15 protein-coding genes are annotated in these 17857 nt (G+C 73.2%); 6 read left to right on the top strand and 9 right to left on the bottom strand.

The annotated features are described in order from the left end of the window. The first annotated feature begins 32 nt into the window (after nucleotides 1–32). Together pknB and CRV15_RS21695 are read left to right on the top strand one after the other, a co-directional pair. The gene (pknB, locus tag CRV15_RS21700) at nucleotides 33–1967 is read left to right on the top strand and encodes a Stk1 family PASTA domain-containing Ser/Thr kinase (RefSeq protein WP_003960197.1); all 1935 of its coding nucleotides are present in this window, start codon (nucleotides 33–35) and stop codon (nucleotides 1965–1967) included. 8 nt (nucleotides 1968–1975) lie between these two features. Continuing rightward, nucleotides 1976–2827 carry a deoxyribonuclease IV gene (locus CRV15_RS21695; protein ID WP_003958199.1) on the top strand — a complete coding sequence of 284 codons (852 nt, stop codon included), beginning with the start codon at nucleotides 1976–1978 and terminating at the stop codon, nucleotides 2825–2827. A gap of 81 nt (nucleotides 2828–2908) precedes the next feature. On the opposite strand, the gene CRV15_RS21690 is transcribed toward CRV15_RS21695, so the two are convergent. Next, complete coding sequence (locus tag CRV15_RS21690) at nucleotides 2909–3541, bottom strand: sulfite oxidase-like oxidoreductase (RefSeq protein ID WP_003958200.1); 633 nt, start codon at nucleotides 3539–3541, stop codon at nucleotides 2909–2911. Nucleotides 3542–3698: 157 nt separating this feature from the next. On the opposite strand from CRV15_RS21690, the gene bfr reads away from it, so the two are divergent. After that, nucleotides 3699–4178, top strand: coding sequence for a bacterioferritin (gene bfr / locus CRV15_RS21685; RefSeq protein WP_003958201.1), 480 nt, complete (start codon nucleotides 3699–3701; stop codon nucleotides 4176–4178). A gap of 39 nt (nucleotides 4179–4217) precedes the next feature. Here the strand turns inward: bfr and CRV15_RS21680 are convergent, their stop codons facing one another. Together CRV15_RS21680 and CRV15_RS21675 are read right to left on the bottom strand one after the other, a co-directional pair. Further along, a complete protein-coding gene (locus CRV15_RS21680; RefSeq protein ID WP_003958202.1) occupies nucleotides 4218–4472 on the bottom strand; it encodes a (2Fe-2S)-binding protein in 255 nt (84 codons plus the stop codon). A gap of 179 nt (nucleotides 4473–4651) precedes the next feature. Then, nucleotides 4652–6004 (bottom strand): class II 3-deoxy-7-phosphoheptulonate synthase, encoded by a 1353-nt coding sequence (locus CRV15_RS21675; RefSeq protein ID WP_003958203.1) that lies wholly within the window; start codon nucleotides 6002–6004, stop codon nucleotides 4652–4654. Between the two features lie 332 nt (nucleotides 6005–6336). Between CRV15_RS21675 and CRV15_RS21670 the strand changes: the two genes are divergently transcribed. Next, entirely contained in the window at nucleotides 6337–8283 is a 1947-nt protein-coding gene (locus tag CRV15_RS21670; protein ID WP_003960199.1) for a phenazine-specific anthranilate synthase component I, read from the top strand. 1110 nt (nucleotides 8284–9393) lie between these two features. Here CRV15_RS21670 and CRV15_RS21665 read toward each other — a convergent pair. From CRV15_RS21665 to CRV15_RS21650, 4 genes are all read right to left on the bottom strand, one after another. Further along, nucleotides 9394–10422, bottom strand: coding sequence for a 6-phosphofructokinase (locus CRV15_RS21665; RefSeq protein WP_003958205.1), 1029 nt, complete (start codon nucleotides 10420–10422; stop codon nucleotides 9394–9396). A gap of 246 nt (nucleotides 10423–10668) precedes the next feature. After that, nucleotides 10669–11334: a response regulator gene (locus tag CRV15_RS21660; protein WP_003958206.1), complete on the bottom strand. Its 666-nt coding sequence runs from the start codon at nucleotides 11332–11334 to the stop codon at nucleotides 10669–10671. A gap of 158 nt (nucleotides 11335–11492) precedes the next feature. Beyond that, nucleotides 11493–12695 (bottom strand): MacS family sensor histidine kinase, encoded by a 1203-nt coding sequence (gene macS, locus CRV15_RS21655; protein ID WP_009995920.1) that lies wholly within the window; start codon nucleotides 12693–12695, stop codon nucleotides 11493–11495. A 138-nt stretch (nucleotides 12696–12833) separates the two neighbouring features. Next, nucleotides 12834–13658, bottom strand: a complete 825-nt coding sequence (locus tag CRV15_RS21650; RefSeq protein WP_003958208.1) for a lysophospholipid acyltransferase family protein — start codon at nucleotides 13656–13658, stop codon at nucleotides 12834–12836. 334 nt (nucleotides 13659–13992) lie between these two features. Here CRV15_RS21650 and CRV15_RS21645 point away from each other — a divergent pair, with 334 nt between their 5' ends. Then, the gene (locus CRV15_RS21645; protein ID WP_029182892.1) at nucleotides 13993–14772 is read left to right on the top strand and encodes an alpha/beta hydrolase; all 780 of its coding nucleotides are present in this window, start codon (nucleotides 13993–13995) and stop codon (nucleotides 14770–14772) included. Beyond that, the gene (locus CRV15_RS21640) at nucleotides 14765–15322 is read left to right on the top strand and encodes a hypothetical protein (protein WP_003960204.1); all 558 of its coding nucleotides are present in this window, start codon (nucleotides 14765–14767) and stop codon (nucleotides 15320–15322) included. Before CRV15_RS21645 ends, CRV15_RS21640 begins: the two co-directional genes overlap by 8 nt. 19 nt (nucleotides 15323–15341) lie before the next feature. Here CRV15_RS21640 and CRV15_RS21635 read toward each other — a convergent pair whose 3' ends face one another. Continuing rightward, nucleotides 15342–16097: an endonuclease/exonuclease/phosphatase family protein gene (locus CRV15_RS21635; RefSeq protein ID WP_003960205.1), complete on the bottom strand. Its 756-nt coding sequence runs from the start codon at nucleotides 16095–16097 to the stop codon at nucleotides 15342–15344. Between the two features lie 678 nt (nucleotides 16098–16775). Next, nucleotides 16776–17717, bottom strand: a complete 942-nt coding sequence (locus CRV15_RS21630; protein ID WP_003960206.1) for an ROK family glucokinase — start codon at nucleotides 17715–17717, stop codon at nucleotides 16776–16778. Nucleotides 17718–17857 lie beyond the last annotated feature (140 nt).

The following is a 17857-nucleotide window of genomic DNA, read 5'->3' as shown; positions in this document are numbered from 1 at the left end:
GGCCGTACCGTCCCGGCTCGTAGAATCGCGGGGTGGACACGACCCTCCAGGACCCCCTCGTCGGGCAGGTGCTCGACGGCCGCTACCGCGTCGACGCGCGGATCGCGGTCGGCGGCATGGCGACGGTCTACCGGGCCGTCGACACCCGTCTCGACCGCGAGCTGGCGCTCAAGGTCATGCACCCGTCCCTCGCCACCGACGCCGGATTCGTCCAGCGCTTCATCCGCGAGGCCAAGTCGGTCGCCCGGCTCTCCCACCCCAATGTGGTGGGGGTCTTCGACCAGGGCACGGACGGCGCGTACGTCTATCTGGCGATGGAGTATGTCGCCGGGTGCACCCTGCGGGACGTTCTGCGGGAACGGGGCGCGCTCCGGCCGAGGGCCGCGCTGGACGTCCTGGAGCCGGTGCTCGCCGCGCTCGGGGCGGCGCACCGGGCGGGCTTCGTCCATCGTGACATCAAGCCCGAGAACGTCCTGATCGGCGACGACGGCCGGGTCAAGGTCGCGGACTTCGGGCTGGTCCGGGCCGTGGGCTCGCACACCAGCACCTCCGGGGCGCTGCTGGGCACGGTCTCCTATCTCGCGCCCGAGCAGATCGAGGACGGCGCCTGCGGGACCCGTACGGACGTCTACGCCTGCGGTGTGGTGCTGTACGAGATGCTGACGGGCGCCAAGCCGCACTCCGGCGACACCGCGGCCCAGGTGCTCTACCGGCATCTGCACGAGGACGTCCCGGCCCCGTCGGCCGCCGTGCCGCGGCTCGCCGTGGAGCTGGACGAGCTGGTCGCGACGGCGACCGCCCGGAATCCGCTGCTCCGGCCGCACGACGCGGTGGCCATGCTGGGGCTGACCCGGCAGGCGCGGGCCGCGCTCGACGACGAACAGCTCGATCTGCTGCCGCCGGGTGCCCGGGGCGGCGCCGTCCCGTCCCGGCCGGGCCCGGTGCCCGGTGCCGACGAGCCCACGGACGTGATCGCCCGGCCGCTGCCCGCGGCGGAGCCGCTGCCCGGGCACACGGCCCGGCTGACCCTGCCGCCCGACCCGCCGGAGCCGCCCCGGACCGTCTTCCGCCCCGGGCTGCCCCGGCGCGGTGTGCTGTCCGCCCTGGTGGCGGTGCTGCTGGTCCTCGGGGTCGGCACCGGGGTCTGGTACATCAACTCCGGGCAGTTCACCCGGGTCCCGGCCGTCATCGGCAAGAGCGAGAGCGAGGCCCGTGCGGCACTGGAGCGGGCCGGGCTCGACGTCCGTTCGGTACGGAGGCAGTTCAGCGAGACGGTCGACCACGGTGCGGTGGTCTCCACCGACCCGGGGACGGGTGAACGCATCCGGGGCAACGGCTCGGTGACCCTCGTGGTCTCGCGCGGCCCGGAGGTGGTCCGGGTGCCCCCGGTGAAGGGCAGGACGCTCGCCGACGCGGAACGCGAGCTGGAACGGGTGGGACTGGCGCCGGGGATGGTCACCCGGGAGTTCAACGCGACGGTTCCGCAGGGTTCGGTGGTACGGACCGAGCCGGAGGCCGGGGTGCGGCGCGGTCCGGAGTCGGCGGTGGCCCTGGTCGTCAGCAAGGGCGCGCCGGTCGAGGTGCCCGGGGTGACCGGCTCCGCCCTCCAGGAGGCGCGGGACGAGCTGGAGGGCGCGGGCTTCACCGTCGAGGTGGCGTCCGGACGGGTCCACTCCGCGCAGGAGCCCGGGACCGTGGCCCGCCAGTCGGCGCCCGCCGGGACGGAGCTGGCCACCGGTGACACGGTGACGCTGACCGTGTCGAAGGGGCCGCGCACGGCCACCGTTCCCGATGTCACCGGGCAGGGCGCCGGGGCGGCCCGGGACACGCTGGAGTCCGCCGGGTTCCGGGTGAAGACCGAGAAGAACTTCCCGTACCTCGGGGACACGGTGGAGAGCCAGTCCCCCGGCGGGGGCGACCGGGCCCCCGAGGGCAGCACCGTCACCATCAAGATCAAGGGACTGTAGAACCACTCATGCGCAACCCCGTCGGCGGACATGTACCCGTGGCGGGCGGCCTCGCCACGACCGGGCTGGACTACGCCCGGCAGCTCGGCGCGGAAGCCGTCCAGGTCTTTGTGGCCAACCCCCGGGGCTGGGCCACTCCCCCGGGCAGCCCGGCGCAGGACGAGGCGTTCCTCGCCGGGTGCGCCGAGGCCGGTCTCTCCGCCTGGGTGCACGCCCCGTATCTGATCAACTTCGGCTCGCACTCCGAGGCGACGGCGGAGCGCTCCGTGGAGTCGATGCGGCACTCGCTGCGGCGGGCGCGGGAGATCGGCGCCCGGGGCGTGGTGGTGCACACGGGTTCGGCGACAGGCGGCCGGGCGCGGTCGGTGGCGCTGGCGCAGGTCCATGAGCTGGTGCTGCCGCTGCTCGACGAGCTGACCCGGGACGACGATCCGTCGCTGCTGCTGGAGCCCACGGCCGGGCAGGGCGCCTCGCTCTGCTCCCGGGTGGAGGATCTCGGTCCGTATTTCGCGGCGCTGGAGAGCCACCCCCGGCTCGGGGTCTGTCTGGACACCTGCCATGTGCACGCCGCGGGCCATGACCTCGCGGAGCCCGAGGGCGTGGCGAAGACGCTCGATCTGCTGGTCACAACGGTCGGCGCGGGACGGCTCAGGCTGATCCACGCCAATGACTCGAAGGAAGCCGTCGGCTCGCACAAGGACCGGCACGCCAATATCGGCGCGGGTCACATCGGCGCGGACCCCTTCGGGGAGCTGATGCGCCACCCGGCCACCGAGGGGGTGCCGCTGATCATCGAGACCCCCGGGGGGACGGCGGGGCACATCGCCGATGTGGAGCGGCTGAAGAGCCTGCGGGGCTGAGCCCACAGCCGGGCGGGCTCCCGTCGTTACCCGCGGTGGCCTGCGGCGACGGCGACCGCCACCGCGGCCGGACGGCAGGTCTCACAGCTCCGGGCCGTCGCCCGGTTCCTCCTGGTACGAGTAGCGCTGTTCCCGCCAGGGGTCACCGAGGTTGTGATAGCCGCGCTCCTCCCAGAAGCCACGGCGGTCGGCGGTCATGTACTCGACACCGCGGACCCATTTGGGCCCCTTCCAGGCGTAGAGCGTGGGCACGATCAGCCGGAGCGGAAAGCCGTGCTCCGCGGTGAGCAGTTCGCCGTCCTTGTGGGTGGCGAAGACCGTGTGCTCCCCCAGGAAGTCGGCGAGCCGCATATTCGCGCTGTAGCCGTACTCGGCCCACACCATGACATGGGTGACCTGCGGCGCGGGCGGCGCGAGCGCCCCGATCACCCGGGCGGGCACCCCGCCCCACTCGGCCCCCCGCATGCTGAACTTCGTCACACAGTGCAGATCGGCCACGACCGTGGAGAAGGGGAGCGCGGAGAACTCCTCATGGGTCCAGCAGTGCTTCTCGCCGTCCGCCGTGGCCCCGAAGACGCGGAACTCCCAGCGCTCGGGCCGGAACTTGGGCACCGGGCCGTAGTGGGTGACGGGCCAGCCGCGTTGCACCCGCTGTCCCGGGGGAAGCGCGGACTCCTCTGGTGCGCGGTGTCCCCGGCTCTCCGCCTGACCCATGTCTCCATGGTGACAGACCGGGAGGGGTGGTCATGACCAGGTCTGGCCCGATTCGGGCAACTCCTACTAAGGGGGCACTTACTGGACGGCTTCCGGTGGCGGTGCGAGGATGCGCGCACCTGCCCCACCGCTGATCGACACGTGGAAGGAGTGCGCCATGCAGGGCGACCCCGAGGTCATCGAATTCCTCAATGAGCAGCTGACCGGCGAGCTGACCGCGATCAACCAGTACTGGCTCCACTACCGCATCCAGGAGAACAAGGGCTGGACCAAGCTGGCCGCGTACACCCGTGCGGAGTCCATCGACGAGATGAAGCACGCGGATGTGCTCACCGAGCGGATTCTCTTCCTGGACGGGCTGCCGAACTACCAGCGGCTGTTCCATGTCCGGGTGGGACAGACGGTGACGGAGATGTTCCAGGCGGACCGGCAGGTCGAGGTCGAGGCGATCGACCGGCTCAAGCGCGGGATCGAGGTCATGCGCGCCAAGGGCGATGTCACCTCGGCGAACATCTTCGAGTCCATCCTGGCGGACGAGGAGCACCACATCGACTACCTGGACACCCAGCTCGAACTGATCGAGTCGCTGGGTGAGCCGCTGTATCTGGCCCAGCAGATCGAGCAGCCCAGCGGCTGACCGACCGGACCCACGGGAGCGGGAGGCGCCCGGGGAGCCTCAGGCGGCCTCGCGCAGCTCCAGCGGCGCGGGAACGGCGGCGGTGAGCGCGGGCTCGCCCTGGTCGGCCAGCTCCCGGCGGGGGCAGTTGCCCCGGCCCAGCAGCGCCTGGATCGTCCGGACGCAGGAACCGCAGTCCGTGCCCGCCTTGCAGGCGGAGGCTATCTGGCGGGGGGTGCAGGCTCCGGCCTTCGCGTGCGCCTTCACCTGCTGCTCCGTGACACCGAAGCAAGAGCAGACGTACACGCGGTTCACCTCCCGGAAAGGTCCTCGTTCGAGCCTTTCCCGTGAATCGGTGAGGCTAACCTAACCTTACCTGGCTCCTGGGTTCCGACAAAAGTGGGCAGAGCGCGGAAGGGGCATGGATCACAACGATCCATGCCCCTTCCGTCGTGCCCCGGGCGGCCCGCAACAGTGCCGCGGGCCGGTCCGGCCTACTGGTTCCGGTACATCTCCGCGACCAGGAAGGCCAGGTCCAGCGACTGGCTGCGGTTGAGCCGCGGGTCACAGGCGGTCTCGTAGCGCTGGTGCAGATCGTCGACGAAGATCTCGTCGCCGCCGCCCACGCACTCGGTGACGTCGTCGCCGGTCAGCTCGACATGGATGCCGCCGGGGTGGGTGCCGAGCGCCTTGTGCACCTCGAAGAAGCCCTTGACCTCGTCCAGGACGTCGTCGAAACGCCGGGTCTTGTGGCCGGACGCCGCCTCGAAGGTGTTGCCGTGCATCGGGTCGGTGACCCAGGCCACGGTGGCACCGGAGGCGGTGACCTTCTCTACCAGCTCGGGGAGCTTGTCGCGAACCTTGTCGGCGCCCATCCGGACGATGAAGGTCAGCCGGCCGGGCTCGCGCTCCGGGTCCAGCCGGTCGATGTAGGTCAGGGCCTCGTCCACGGTGGTCGTGGGGCCGAGCTTGATCCCGATCGGGTTGCGGATCTTCGAGGCGAACTCGATGTGTGCCCCGTCGAGCTGCCGGGTGCGCTCGCCGATCCAGACCATGTGGCCGGAGACGTCGTAGAGATGACCGGTGCGGGAGTCGACCCGGGTCAGCGCCGACTCGTAGTCGAGCAGCAGCGCCTCGTGGGAGGCGAAGAACTCGACCGTGCGGAACTCCGCCGGGTCGGTGCCGCACGCCTCCATGAAGTTCAGCGCGTTGTCGATCTCGCGGGCGAGCTGCTCGTAGCGCTGGCCGGAGGGCGACGACTTCACGAAGTCCTGGTTCCAGGCGTGCACCTGGCGCAGGTCGGCGTAGCCGCCGGTGGTGAAGGCGCGGACCAGGTTGAGCGTGGCCGCGGACGCGTTGTACATCCGCTTCAGCCGCTGCGGGTCCGGGATGCGGGCCTCCTCGGTGAACGCGAAACCGTTCACCGAGTCGCCGCGGTAGGTGGGCAGGGTCACGCCGTCGCGCGTCTCGGTCGGCTTGGAGCGCGGCTTCGAGTACTGACCGGCGATACGGCCGACCTTGACGACGGGCACGGAGGCGGCGTAGGTGAGCACCGCCCCCATCTGGAGCAGGGTCTTGAGCTTGGCCCGGATGTCGTCGGCCCCGACCGCGTCGAAGGACTCGGCGCAGTCTCCGCCCTGGAGCAGGAACGCCTCGCCTCTGGCGACGGCTCCCATCCGGGCGCGCAGCTGGTCGCACTCGCCCGCGAAGACGAGCGGCGGATACGATTCGAGGTCCGCGATCACATCGCGCAGAGCCTCGGCATCGGGGTACTCGGGCTGCTGCGCCGCGGGAAGGTCTCGCCAGGTGTTGCCACCGGTAGCGGTGGTCTTAGCGTTCACGGTCACACCGTCAACAGTACGGGGTCACGGCGGGTGCCCCGTGAGCCGCCCACCACGTGAGACACGCCACCCCGTGATCCCGCGTTCCCGCAGCGTGACGGCGTGGCGGAGTCGGCCGCTGCGGTAGGGTTCGCCGCATGTTCGCGCTCGGGAGTCAGCAGCAGCTGAACCAGGACTGGTGGTGGACCGCACATCCGGCGGCCCGCTGATCCGAACGCGCACACGACTCGCGAAGGCCGCCCAGGGGGCGGCCTTCAGTGTTTTCCCGGGACACCCGGCCGTTCCCCTCGGGGCTTCTTCGCTCCCCGTCACCGGAACGACCGGAAGGAACCCACCGGATGTCCGACCCAGGCACCACCGCCGCCACGACCACCGCCTCCGAAGGCGCCGCCCCCGACGCGGCTGCCGCCGTCGCGCGGCTGCTCGCGGACGACCGCCCCTTCGCCCTGCTGCACCGCCGCACCCCGGGCCGCGCCCCGGGCGCCGCCGACACCGTCGACCTGCTGACCGGGCCGGTCCACACCTACGGGACCCTCGCCGGGCTGCCCGTCCGCGACACCCCCGTGCTCGCCCTCGTCCCGTTCCGGCAGATCCGGGAGCGGGGCTTCCAGGTCCGCGACGACGGGACCCCGCTGAGCGCGCTGCTCGCCGAGGAGTCCGCCGCGCTGCCGCTCGCCGATGTGCTCGACGCCCTGCCCGCACACCCGGTGCGGGTGGCGGACGGCGCCTTCGACGTGCCCGACGAGGAGTACGCGGAGATCGTCCGACGGGTGATCACGGAGGAGATCGGCCGGGGCGAGGGGGCCAACTTCGTCATCCGCCGCACCTTCACCGGCCGGATCGACGGCTTCGGACGGGCGGACGCGCTGGCCCTGTTCCGGCGGCTGCTCGCGGGGGAACGGGGGGCGTACTGGACCTTCGTGGTGCACACGGGCGAGCGCACGCTGGTGGGCGCGAGCCCCGAGGTGCATGTGCGGATGAGCGGCGGCACGGTGGTGATGAACCCGATCAGCGGCACCTTCCGCTATCCGCCCGGCGGCCCGGACGCCGAGTCGCTGCTGCGCTTCCTCGACGACCCCAAGGAGCGGGACGAGCTGTCGATGGTGGTGGACGAGGAACTGAAGATGATGTGCACGGTCGGCGACCGGGGCGGGGTCGTGGTCGGGCCCCGGCTCAAGGAGATGGCCCACCTCGCGCACACCGAGTACGAGCTGCGCGGCCGTACCTCGCTCGATGTCCGGGAGGTGCTGCGGGAGACGATGTTCGCGGCCACCGTCACCGGCTCGCCGGTGCAGAACGCCTGCCGGGTCATCGAGCGCCACGAGACGGGCGGACGCGGCTACTACGCGGGCGCGCTGGCGCTGATCGAGCGGGACGCGGACGGCGGGCAGCGGCTGGACTCGCCGATTCTGATCCGTACCGCCGACATCGACCCCTCCGGCGGGGTACGGGTGCCGGTGGGGGCGACGCTCGTCCGGCACTCCGACCCGGCGGGCGAGGTCGCCGAGACCCACGCCAAGGCGGCGGCCGTGCTGGCGGCCCTGGGCGTGGTCCCCGGACGCCCGGCGCGGCGGGCCGAGCCGGTGCGGCTCGCGGACGACCCCCGGGTGCGGGCCGCGCTGGAGGGGCGCAGGGCCTCGCTGGCTCCGTTCTGGCTGCGGCTGCGGGAGCCGCTCGCGGCGCCGCCGCACGCCCGGGCGCTGATGATCGACGCGGAGGACACCTTCACCGCGATGCTGGCGCATCTGCTGCGCTCGACGGGGCTCGAAGTGAGTGTCCGCCGGTACGACGAGCCGGGGCTGCGGGAGGCGGCGCTGGAGCACCCCGGTCCGGTGGTGCTGGGGCCCGGCCCCGGCGACCCCTGCGAGGCGGGAGATCCGAAGATGCGGCTGCTGCGGGGGCTCACGGCCGAGCTGCTGCGCGGCCATCGGCACGGGGTGCTGGGGGTCTGTCTCGGCCATGAGCTGATCGCGGCCGAACTGGGGCTGCCGCTGGTCCGCAAGCGGGTGCCCCACCAGGGGGCGCAGGAGCGGATCGAGCTGTTCGGCCGGGCGGAGACGGTGGGCTTCTACAACAGCTTCACGGCGCGCTGCGACGACGCGGCGGCGCGGCGGCTCGCGGGGCGCGGGGTGGAGGTGGCCCGCGATCCGGCCCTGGGCGAGGTCCACGCGCTGCGGGCGGCGCATGTCGCCTCGGTGCAGTTCCACCCGGAGTCGGTGCTCACCCTGGACGGTCCCCGGCTGGTCGCGGGGCTGCTGTCCGGGTCGGTACTGCCCCGGGTCTGAGGAGCGCCGGTACGGGGCGACGCGGCGGCGCGCGTGGCGCGGCCGGTCGGGCGGGCCCTCGCTCTGCGGGGCGGGGGCGGCGTTCGACCGGCCGGTCGGACCGTGTGCCGCGGGACGGCGCGGCGCGGCGCGGTGGGATCACCGCGGGATCGCGGGGGGGGCGCGGCAGGTCGCCACCTGCCGCGGGGCGCTCCGGCCGGAGCTGAGGCCGGTCGGGGCCGGCCGTCGGCCGGTCAGGGGACGATCACGGCGCGATCGGAGGCCACCGGGGGTCTGGGAGACCCGAATGCTCGGTGCTCGGTGCTCGGGGCCCTGTGTCCGGTGGCCCCGAGACCGGAGGCCAGAGGCCAAGTCCAGAGGCCCGATGACCGGGAGACCCGGAGGCCGGGGGGCCGGGGAGCCGGAGGCCGAAAGTCCCGAAGGCCCGGGCACCGGAAACCCGGAGACCGGTGGCCGGGGCCGGTGGCCCGGAGACCCGGAAGCCGAAAGCTCGGAGGCCAGCGGCCGATGATCCGGAGGCCCGGAGACCGAGGGCCCGGGAGCCAGAGGCTCGGAGACCGGAAGCCGGACACCCGGAGGCCGGAAGCCCGATGACCAGGGACCGGGCACCCGAACGCCAGAGACCCGGTGGCCGGTGGCCCAGAGGCCGAAGGGCCGGAAGCCAGAGGCTCGGAGACAGGTGGCCGACGAAAGCCGGGCACACCCGAAGGTCAGAGGCCGGTGGCTCAGAGCCCCGGAGACCGAAGGCCCGGTGAACAAAAGCCCGAGGCCGGGAAGCCGAAAGGCCCGGAGACCGGAAGCCAGAGGCCGGAGGCCCGATGACCGGAAGCCGGGTACCCGGAGGCCAGAGGCTCGGGGACCGGTGGCCGGAACCTTGAAGGCCCGGGGACCGGGAACCCGAAGGCCGGTGGCCGAAAGCCGGGTACCCGAAGGTCAGAGGCCGGTGGCCCAGAGACCCGGAGACCGAAGGCCCGGTGAACAAAAGCCCGAGGCCGAAAGTCCCGAAGGCCCGGGCACCGGTGGCCTGGAGACCTGGAGACCCGAAGCCAGGGCCCGGAGGCCAGAGGTCCGTCGGGGCCTCGGCCGGGAGGCCCGTGGGCGGCGGGTGTCTCAGCCGAAGAAGACGCCGACCTCACGGTAGAGCCCGGGGTCGACGGTCTTCAGCCGGGCGGTGGCCTCGGCGATCGGTACCCGGACCACATCGGTCCCTCTGAGCGAGACCATCGCGCCGAAGTCGCCCTCCCGCACCGCGTCGATGGCGTGCAGCCCGAAGCGGGTGGCGAGCCAGCGGTCGAACGCGGTCGGCGTGCCGCCGCGCTGCACATGGCCGAGGACGGTCGTACGGGCCTCCTTCCCGGTGCGTGCCTCGATCTCCTTGGCCAGCCACTCGCCGACGCCGGAGAGCCGGACATGGCCGAAGGAGTCCTTCGTCCCGTCCTTGAGCACCGCCTCGCCGTCCTTCGGCATCGCGCCCTCGGCGATCACCACGATCGGGGCGTAGCTGGCCTGGAACCGCGAGGTCACCCAGGAGCACACCTGGTCGATGTCGAAGCGCTGCTCAGGGATGAGGATGACGTTCGCGCCGCCCGCGAGCCCGGAGTGGAGCGCGATCCAGCCCGCGTGCCGGCCCATGACCTCCACCACCAGGACGCGCATGTGCGACTCGGCGGTGGTGTGGAGACGGTCGATGGCCTCGGTGGCGATGGAGACGGCGGTGTCGAAGCCGAAGGTGTAGTCGGTCGCGGAGAGGTCGTTGTCGATGGTCTTCGGGACGCCGACGCAGTTGACCCCGTAGGAGCCGTGGAGTTCGGCGGCGACCCCGAGGGTGTCCTCGCCGCCGATCACGATCAACGCGTCGACCTCGGCCTTGGCCAGGTTGTCCTTGATCCGGCGGACGCCGTCCCGGCTCTTGAGGGGGTTGGTCCGGGAGGAGCCGAGGATGGTGCCGCCGCGGGGCAGGATGCCCCGGACGTTGGGGATGGCCAGCGGGAGGGTGTCGCCCTCCAGCGGGCCGCGCCAGCCGTCGCGGTAGCCGATGAACTCGTACCCGTACTCCTGGACGCCCTTGCGGACGGCACCCCGGATGACGGCGTTGAGGCCGGGGCAGTCGCCGCCCCCGGTCAGTACTCCGACGCGCATGGATCCTTCCCTTCGCCTGGTGAGTTCCTGGACACCGTCACGCTAATGGTGATCCACGTCACTCCGAGATGGCCGGGAAGGGCTATTTCTGTCCGTTACCAAGGGGTTTGTACGAATGGGGGTCGTGCAACCCGCTCCGCTCCGGGCCCGAGCGCTCGTACGGCGGTGAACCGGGCGCACCCGGTTTCACCCGCGCGGGCGAGCCCGGCCGGGAGTGTGCGGGGGGGGGCGCACAGGCCCGGCGGGTCAGTCCCCGGTGGAGTCGGAGAGGTCGTCGAGACCGCGCTCGATGGCGTAGCGCACCAGTTCCACCCGGTTGTGCAGTTGCAGCTTCCCCAGGGTGTTCTGGACATGGTTCTGCACGGTCCGGTGGGAGATCACGAGCCGTTCGGCGATCTGCTTGTACGAGAGGCCCTTGGCCACCAGCCGCAGCACCTCGGTCTCCCGGTCGGTGAGCCGGGGCGCCTTGGGTTCGGGTCCGCCGGGGGTGGGCGCGGGCTCACCGGCGAGCCTGCGGTACTCGCCGAGGACGAGTCCGGCGAGGCCGGGCGTGAAGACCGCGTCGCCGTCGGCCGTCCGCCGGACCGCGTCGATCAGCTCCTCCGTACTCGCCGACTTGAGGAGATAGCCGGTCGCGCCCGACTTCACCGCCTCCAGCACATCGGCGTGCTCGCCGCTCGCGGAGAGCACCAGCACCCGCAGCCCCGGCAGCGAGCCGATCAGTTCCTTGCAGACCCGGGCGCCCGGCAGTTCGGGGAGGTTGAGGTCGAGGACGAGCACATCGGGCGCGGCGGCCTGGGCGCGGCGGACCGCCTGCGCGCCGTCGCCCGCGGTGGCCACCACGTCGAAGCCCGCCTCGGCCAGATCGCGGGCGACCGCGTCCCGCCACATCGGATGGTCGTCCACGACCATGACCTTCACCGGCGCCGGGTCCTTCTGTCCGTCCGTCACGCGCTCTCCGCCTTCCCCCGCCGGTCCCTCGGCTCGTTCTCTGCGTCTCTGGAATCTCTGCTTCTCCGGGGCGCTGGGTCTCCGGGGCTCCGTCCCCGCCGCCCGGCGGCACCCCGGGCTCAGGCCCTCGGGGCCCGGCCCGGTGGCTCCGGTGCGGACCTCGGCACCCGCAGCTCGACCTCGGTGCCCTGCCCCGGGACGGAGACCAGCTCGGCGGTGCCGCCCAGCTCCCGCAGCCTGCCCCGGATCGAGAGGGCGACACCGAGCCGCCCCTCCCCCTCCGCCTGCGCGAGGCGGCCCTCAGGGATGCCGGGCCCGTCGTCGCGGACGGTCACGATCACGTCGTCCGTCCAGTCCTCGACGAGTATCCAGGCGCGGGCCCCGGGGCCCGCGTGCCGTTCGACGTTGTCCAGGGCGGCGCCGACGGCGGCGGCCAGCTCCCGGGCGGCGGCCGGGGGCAGCGGCACCGGGGCGCCCGGCCCGGAGAGGGTCACCCGGGGTCCCGCGTACCGTGCGAGCAGCGGACGGAGATCGCACGGCCCCTGGTCCGCCCCGTCCTCCTCCGGCCCGGACCCCGGCTCGGGGGAGCCGTCCGCCCGGGAGGCCCCGGCGGACGCGGGCACCGGACCGCTGGAGACCAGGGCGCGCAGGGCGATCTCCTGTTCGCCCGCCATCCGGCCCAGCTCGGCCGCCTCACCGCCCAGCGCGGTACCGCGCCGCTGCACCATCGCCAGCACCTGGAGGACGCTGTCGTGGATGTCGCGGGCCAGCCGCTCCCGTTCCCGGGTCGCGGCCTCGATCTCCAGGGCGCGGGCGAGGGTGCGCTCGGAGGCGCGGGCCACCTCCACGACATAGCCGATGGCGATCGAGGCGATCCAGACCAGCAGCACATTGTGGATGGTGTCCCCGCTGGGCTCGCCGCGCTGGACCAGGTTGGCGGCGGCGACCAGCGAGGACGCGAACGCCGCCCAGCGCCAGCCGCCGCGCAGCGCGAAGGCCAGCACCGCGCCCGCGGTCCAGATCGACGGCAGGGTGGGGCTGTCGATCCGCTGCGCGTCCGCGTCGGCGACCAGGGTGAGCATGATCCCGGCGAGCGCGACCGTCAGATCCGCGCCGAGGAAGCGCTTGGTGCAGCGGGCCGCCGCGCCCAGCACCCGGGGCAGGGTGGCCAGCGTCCACACGGCGAGCACCGCCAGATAGCAGCCCGCGACCCAGGGGCGCTCGTACCGCTCCATGTTGTAGACGAAGATCAGTACCGCGTAGGCCATCGTCAGGACGCGGTAACCGGCGAGCGCGCGCCACAGCGGCAGCTCGACCGACATCCGTACGACCCGCTCGCGCCCGGCCGTTCTCCCCACCCGTTCCCCCCGTGTGTGTGCGCTTCCCCCGTGCCCCCCCCGGCGCTCCGCGCGTGTGCCGCGGCTCCCCTGCGGGTGCGGCGCGGGGCGGCCGGGCGCGCGCTAGGCGGCCGGGCGGTCCTGTGCCCCCGGACCTGAGGACCCGGCTCCCGGGGTCCCCGGTTCCACGGCCCCGTCCGGCGCCTTGGCCGGTGCCTCGCCGGAGCGGTCCTTCGCGGCCTTCTCCGCGGCCTTGGCCGCCGCCTTCTCCGCCTTCTCCGCCTCGGCGATCTGCCGCTTGGCGACCGTGGCGTAGATGTCCACGTACTCCTGGCCGGAGAGCTTCATGATCTCGTACATGACCTCGTCGGTCACCGAGCGGAGGATGTAGCGGTCCTCCTCCATGCCCTGGTAGCGGCTGAAGTCCAGGGGCTTGCCGATGCGGATGCCCGGACGCAGCAGCTTGGGCACCACCTTGCCGGGCGGCTGGACCTTCTCCGTGTCGATCATGGCGATCGGGATCACGGGAGCGCCGGTGGCGAGCGCCACCCGGCCGAGGCCGCCGGGCTTGCCCCGGTAGAGCCGTCCGTCCGGGGAGCGGGTGCCCTCGGGGTAGATCCCGAAGAGCCCGCCGCCCTGCACGACCTCGATACCGGCCTTGATCGCCGCCTCGGCCGCCCCGCGCCCGCCGGAGCGGTCCACCGGGAGCTGTCCCACGCCCTTGAAGAAGGCGGCGGTGAGCCTGCCCTTGACCCCGGGAGAGGTGAAGTACTCGGCCTTCGCGACGAAGGTGACCTTGCGGTCGAGCACGGCGGGCAGGAAGAAGGAGTCGGAGAACGAGAGGTGGTTGCTCGCGAGGATCGCCGGCCCGGAGGCGGGAATGTTCTCCAGACCCTCCACCCAGGGCCTGAAGGCCAGCTTCAGGCCGCTCCCGATCGAGAGCTTCATTGCGCCGTAGATCAACTCGAATGCCTCCTATTGCTGTCGAACAGACCTTATCCCGAGCCGACCGGGGAACTCCTCGTCGGAGGGCCGGTTGGACCTGGCCGGTGTCAGTCCCGTCGCGTACCGTGAGGTGGATTCTCCCGTCACGGTTCCCGCGTCCGTCCGTACGTCCCGTCCCTCCGCGATCACTTCCGCACTCCCTTCCGTGCGTTCCGTCCCGCGCGCCCCGTCCACAACCGCTGTCGCCACCGCCGTCCCCATTCCCATCCCCATCGCCACCGTCGTCGCCATCGACACCGTCGTCGTCACCGTCGTCGTCACAGAACAGGAGACCCTGGTGCCGGTCCTTCCCGGAGCCGAGCCGTACCGCCACGAGGGCGGAGAGGTCGGCGTCCTCCTCTGCCATGGATTCACGGGCTCCCCGCAGTCGCTGCGGCCATGGGCCGAGTACCTGGCGGAGCGGGGGCTCACCGTGTCCCTGCCGCTGCTGCCCGGGCACGGCACCCGCTGGCAGGACATGCAGATCACCGGCTGGCAGGACTGGTACGCGGAGGTGGACCGGGCGCTGAGCGAGCTGACCGCGCGCTGCTCCCAGGTCTTCGTCTTCGGGCTGTCCATGGGCGGCGCGCTCGCGCTGCGGCTCGCGGCCCGGCACGGGGATGCCGTGGCGGGTCTGGTCCTGGTCAACCCCGCCAACAAGGTGCACGGCGCGTCCGCCGCGGTGCTGCCGGTGGCGCGCCATCTGGTGCCGAGCATCCCCGGGATCTCCAGCGACATCGCCAAGCCCGGGGTGCGGGAGATCGCCTACGACCGGGTGCCGCTGCACGCCGCGTACGCGCTGCGGAATCTGCTGCGGGTGGTCGACGGCGAGCTGCCCCAGGTCACCCAGCCGCTGGTGCTGCTGCACAGCACCGTCGACCATGTGGTGCCGCCCGTCGACTCCGCGCGCATCCTCGGCCGGGTCTCCTCCACGGACGTCACGGAGATCCTGCTGGAACAGAGCTACCACGTCGCGACGTTGGACCACGATGCGGAGCGGATTTTCAAGGAGAGTCACGCGTTTGTCTGCCGGTTCGCTCCACACATCGGAGAGAAGGGGAGCAGCACCGGTGGCTGATCAGCACGACGCCGACAGAGAGCCGCAGCCCATCGACGAGGAGGCCGCGTGGGCCGCCATCGTCGCCGGGTACGGCACGGAACCGGCCGACCCGCCGGGCGCCAGGCCCTTCAAGTCGGTGGAGGACATGGCCGGGCTGGAGGCGGACGAACCGCCGAAGCGGCCCGAGCCGCCCGCCGAGCCGGAGGAGCGGCCCGCGCTCGGCAGTTCGATCACTTTCGCGCCGGGGGTCGGCGGGGCGGGGCCGCGGGACTACCGGATCGCCGAGCCGAAGGACGGCGACCTCGACGCGAGCGACGAGGGCCACTTCGTGCCGCCGGAGCCGCCGCCGCTGCCGGAGGCGGACACCACGGCCAAGTTCGCCTGGCTGGGGGTGATCGGCGGGCCGGTGCTGATGCTGCTGGCGGTGGTGTTCCGCTGGGACATGACCTGGTGGCTGACGACGCTCTGCGTGGGCGGTTTCCTGGGCGGCTTCATCACGCTGGTGGCCCGGATGTCGACCGACGACGACGAGGACCGCGAGGACCCGGGCCGGGGCGCGGTGGTCTGAGCGCGGTCCCGCCGGGGTCTCAGGGCCCGGCGGGGAGCCTGAGCGCGGCCAGGACCGGGAGGTGGTCGCTGGCCGCGCGGAGGTCGGCGGCGGTGACCCCGGGGAGGTCCAGGGGGACCCCGCAGCCCAGCACCTCGACCTCCGCGCTCGCGAAGACCGCGTCGATGCGGCGGCGGGGCGCCGTGGACGGGAAGGTGTGCTCACCGCCCCGGGGGGCGAGGGCCCGGCAGTCCTGGAGCCGGCCCGCGAGCCGCCGGAAGGCGCGGCCCGGCGGCGGCTCGTTGACGTCGCCCGCGGCGAGGGTGTGCGGTGCCCCGAGGGCCGTGAGCCGTTCCAGCACCAGCCCCGCCTGGGTGTGGCGCTCCCGTGCCTGGAGGCTCAGATGGAAGCCGACCACCCCGAGCCGGGCCGCGCCGAAGCGGACGACCGCGGTGGCCAGACCCCGGCGGTGCAGCCCGGGGGTCCGGGGCAGCAGCACGTCCTCCGTGCGCTCGACGGCCGCCCGCAGCGAGCAGAGCAGCAGCGACCCCGTCGCCCCCGCCCCGCCGCCGAGGACGACCAGCCCGGCCCCGGCGGCGAGGCGCGCGGCGTGCTTGCGCCAGCCCAGGAAACGGGGGGCCTCCTGCACCAGAACGAGATCGGGCGCGGCGGCCCGGACCACCCGGATCAGGGCGTCCTCGTCGTCCCTCAGCGAGCGGACGTTGTAGCTCAGCACACGGACGACGACGGAACCGTCCCCCTCGGTCCGGGAGTCGGGCAGCGGCTCGACGACCATGCGCCCCACCCTAGGCCGCGCCGCGACGCCCCGCGCTCCGGGAGTGCTCGGCGCTGGTGGGGCCCTCCGCCGTCGTCCCGGCCGCCGGGCCCGGGACCCTGCCGTCCGGATCGAACGGGAGCAGCGAACGGGGTCCGACCGCAGGTGACTCCCGCTACCGGGCCACCACGAAACGGCGGAAGCACACGCCCCTCAACCCCACCCGGGGCGCCGACCGGACAGGGCACCGGCGGCCGTACCGCACCGGGCCGCCCAACCCAGCAGGAGACCCGCGGCGGCGCGGACCGGGGTCGGCCAGGAGCACTCGCCCCGCGCGGAGCCGAGGGCCCCCATCTGTGCCGCGGGGCACGAGCGGCACGGACCGGCCGGACGGGCGTCCCGCCCGGGTCGCCGGACCCGAACGGGAGCAGCGAACGGGGTCCGACCGCAGGTGACTCCCGCTACCGGGCCACCACGGAACGGCGGAAGCACTCGCCCCTCATCCCACCCGGGCCGCCGACCGGACGGGGCCCCGGCCCAGCGGCGCGAACCGCCCGGACGGAGGCGCGGAACGGGCGTACCGCACCGGGCGCCTCGCTGACATGGCTGCCTCCGATGCCCTCGGGGGTGCCGTCACCGAGGCCGGGAAGGACGTCCGCGGCCTCGGGCGCGCGCGGCGGAGCCGGGGCGCGGGGCGGGTCAGCCCTGGCGGGCGAGGTCGGCGGCGCCCACGAGGCCCGCGCGGTTGCCGAGTCGGGCGGCGACCACCTGGGCGTGGGGGCGCCACTGGGCGCCGATCAGCCAGCGGCGGAAGGACTTGCGGATGGGTTCGAGGACGAGTTCGCCCTCGTCGGAGACGCCGCCGCCGATGATGAACGCGGAGGGGTCGAAGAGCGAGGCCAGATCGGCGAGACCGGCGCCCGCCCAGCGGGCCAGCTCGCGGAAGGAGTCGACGGCGACCGGGTCGCCCTGTCGCGCCGCCTCGCTGACATGCCTGCCCTCGATGCCCTCGGGGGTGCCGTCACCGAGGCCGAGAAGGACGGCCGCGGCCTCGGGCGCGGCGGCGGCGCGCTGCCGCGCGTAGCGGACGAGGGCGCGCCCTGAGGCGTACTGCTCCCAGCAGCCCTGGCTGCCGCAGCCGCACAGCAGACCGTCCGGGACCACCCGGATGTGGCCGAATTCCGCCGCCACACCGAAGCGTCCCCGGCGGAGCTTGTTGCCGATGATGATGCCGCCGCCGAGGCCGGTGCCGAGGGTGATGACGATGACGTCCTCGTGGCCCTGGCCCGCGCCGAAGCGGAACTCGCCCCAGGCCGCCGCGTTCGCGTCGTTCTCGACGACGACCGGGAGTCCGACCCGCTGCTCGACCTTGTCCTTGAGCGGTTCGTGGCGCCAGTCGATGTTGGGGGCGAAGAGAACCGTGGCGCGCTTGTCGTCCACATAGCCCGCGGCGCCGATGCCGACCGCCTCGATCCGGTGTCCCTCACCGGCTCCGGCGACGGCGGAGCAGATCGCGTCGACGATGCCGCCGGGGGTCGACGGCGTGGCGACGGTGTGCGTTTCGATGATGGCGCCCGCTTCGTCGACCACACCGGCCGCGATCTTGGTGCCGCCGATGTCCACGCCGATGGTGAGTCCCATGCATCCCTCAGTTCCGGTCGAGCCCCGCCAGGGCCCAACCGTACCGGAGGGCGAAGGATGCCCTGGTCGGCGATGGTTTCCGGCCGTGTCGGGCAGTGCCGAGCAGGACAGGGCGGAGCCGGGCCGAGCAGGACGGAGCG

The organism is Streptomyces clavuligerus (assembly GCF_005519465.1).
GTDB classification, from domain to species: domain Bacteria; phylum Actinomycetota; class Actinomycetes; order Streptomycetales; family Streptomycetaceae; genus Streptomyces; species Streptomyces clavuligerus.
The sequence above is the reverse complement of the archived record's forward strand: the minus strand, read 5'-3'. Positions and strand labels throughout refer to the sequence as shown.

Bases quoted from the DNA above. Each gene is read 5' to 3' on its own strand.
- CRV15_RS21695 (WP_003958199.1), top strand. From the start codon at position 1,976: ATGCGCAACCCCGTCGGCGGACATGTACCCGTGGCGGGCGGCCTCGCC.
- CRV15_RS21690 (WP_003958200.1), bottom strand. From the start codon at position 3,541: ATGGGTCAGGCGGAGAGCCGGGGACACCGCGCACCAGAGGAGTCCGCG.
- bfr (WP_003958201.1), top strand. From the start codon at position 3,699: ATGCAGGGCGACCCCGAGGTCATCGAATTCCTCAATGAGCAGCTGACC.
- CRV15_RS21670 (WP_003960199.1), top strand. From the start codon at position 6,337: ATGTCCGACCCAGGCACCACCGCCGCCACGACCACCGCCTCCGAAGGC.
- CRV15_RS21665 (WP_003958205.1), bottom strand. From the start codon at position 10,422: ATGCGCGTCGGAGTACTGACCGGGGGCGGCGACTGCCCCGGCCTCAAC.
- CRV15_RS21660 (WP_003958206.1), bottom strand. From the start codon at position 11,334: ATGGTCGTGGACGACCATCCGATGTGGCGGGACGCGGTCGCCCGCGAT.
- macS (WP_009995920.1), bottom strand. From the start codon at position 12,695: ATGTCGGTCGAGCTGCCGCTGTGGCGCGCGCTCGCCGGTTACCGCGTC.
- CRV15_RS21650 (WP_003958208.1), bottom strand. From the start codon at position 13,658: ATGAAGCTCTCGATCGGGAGCGGCCTGAAGCTGGCCTTCAGGCCCTGG.
- CRV15_RS21635 (WP_003960205.1), bottom strand. From the start codon at position 16,097: ATGGTCGTCGAGCCGCTGCCCGACTCCCGGACCGAGGGGGACGGTTCC.
- CRV15_RS21630 (WP_003960206.1), bottom strand. From the start codon at position 17,717: ATGGGACTCACCATCGGCGTGGACATCGGCGGCACCAAGATCGCGGCC.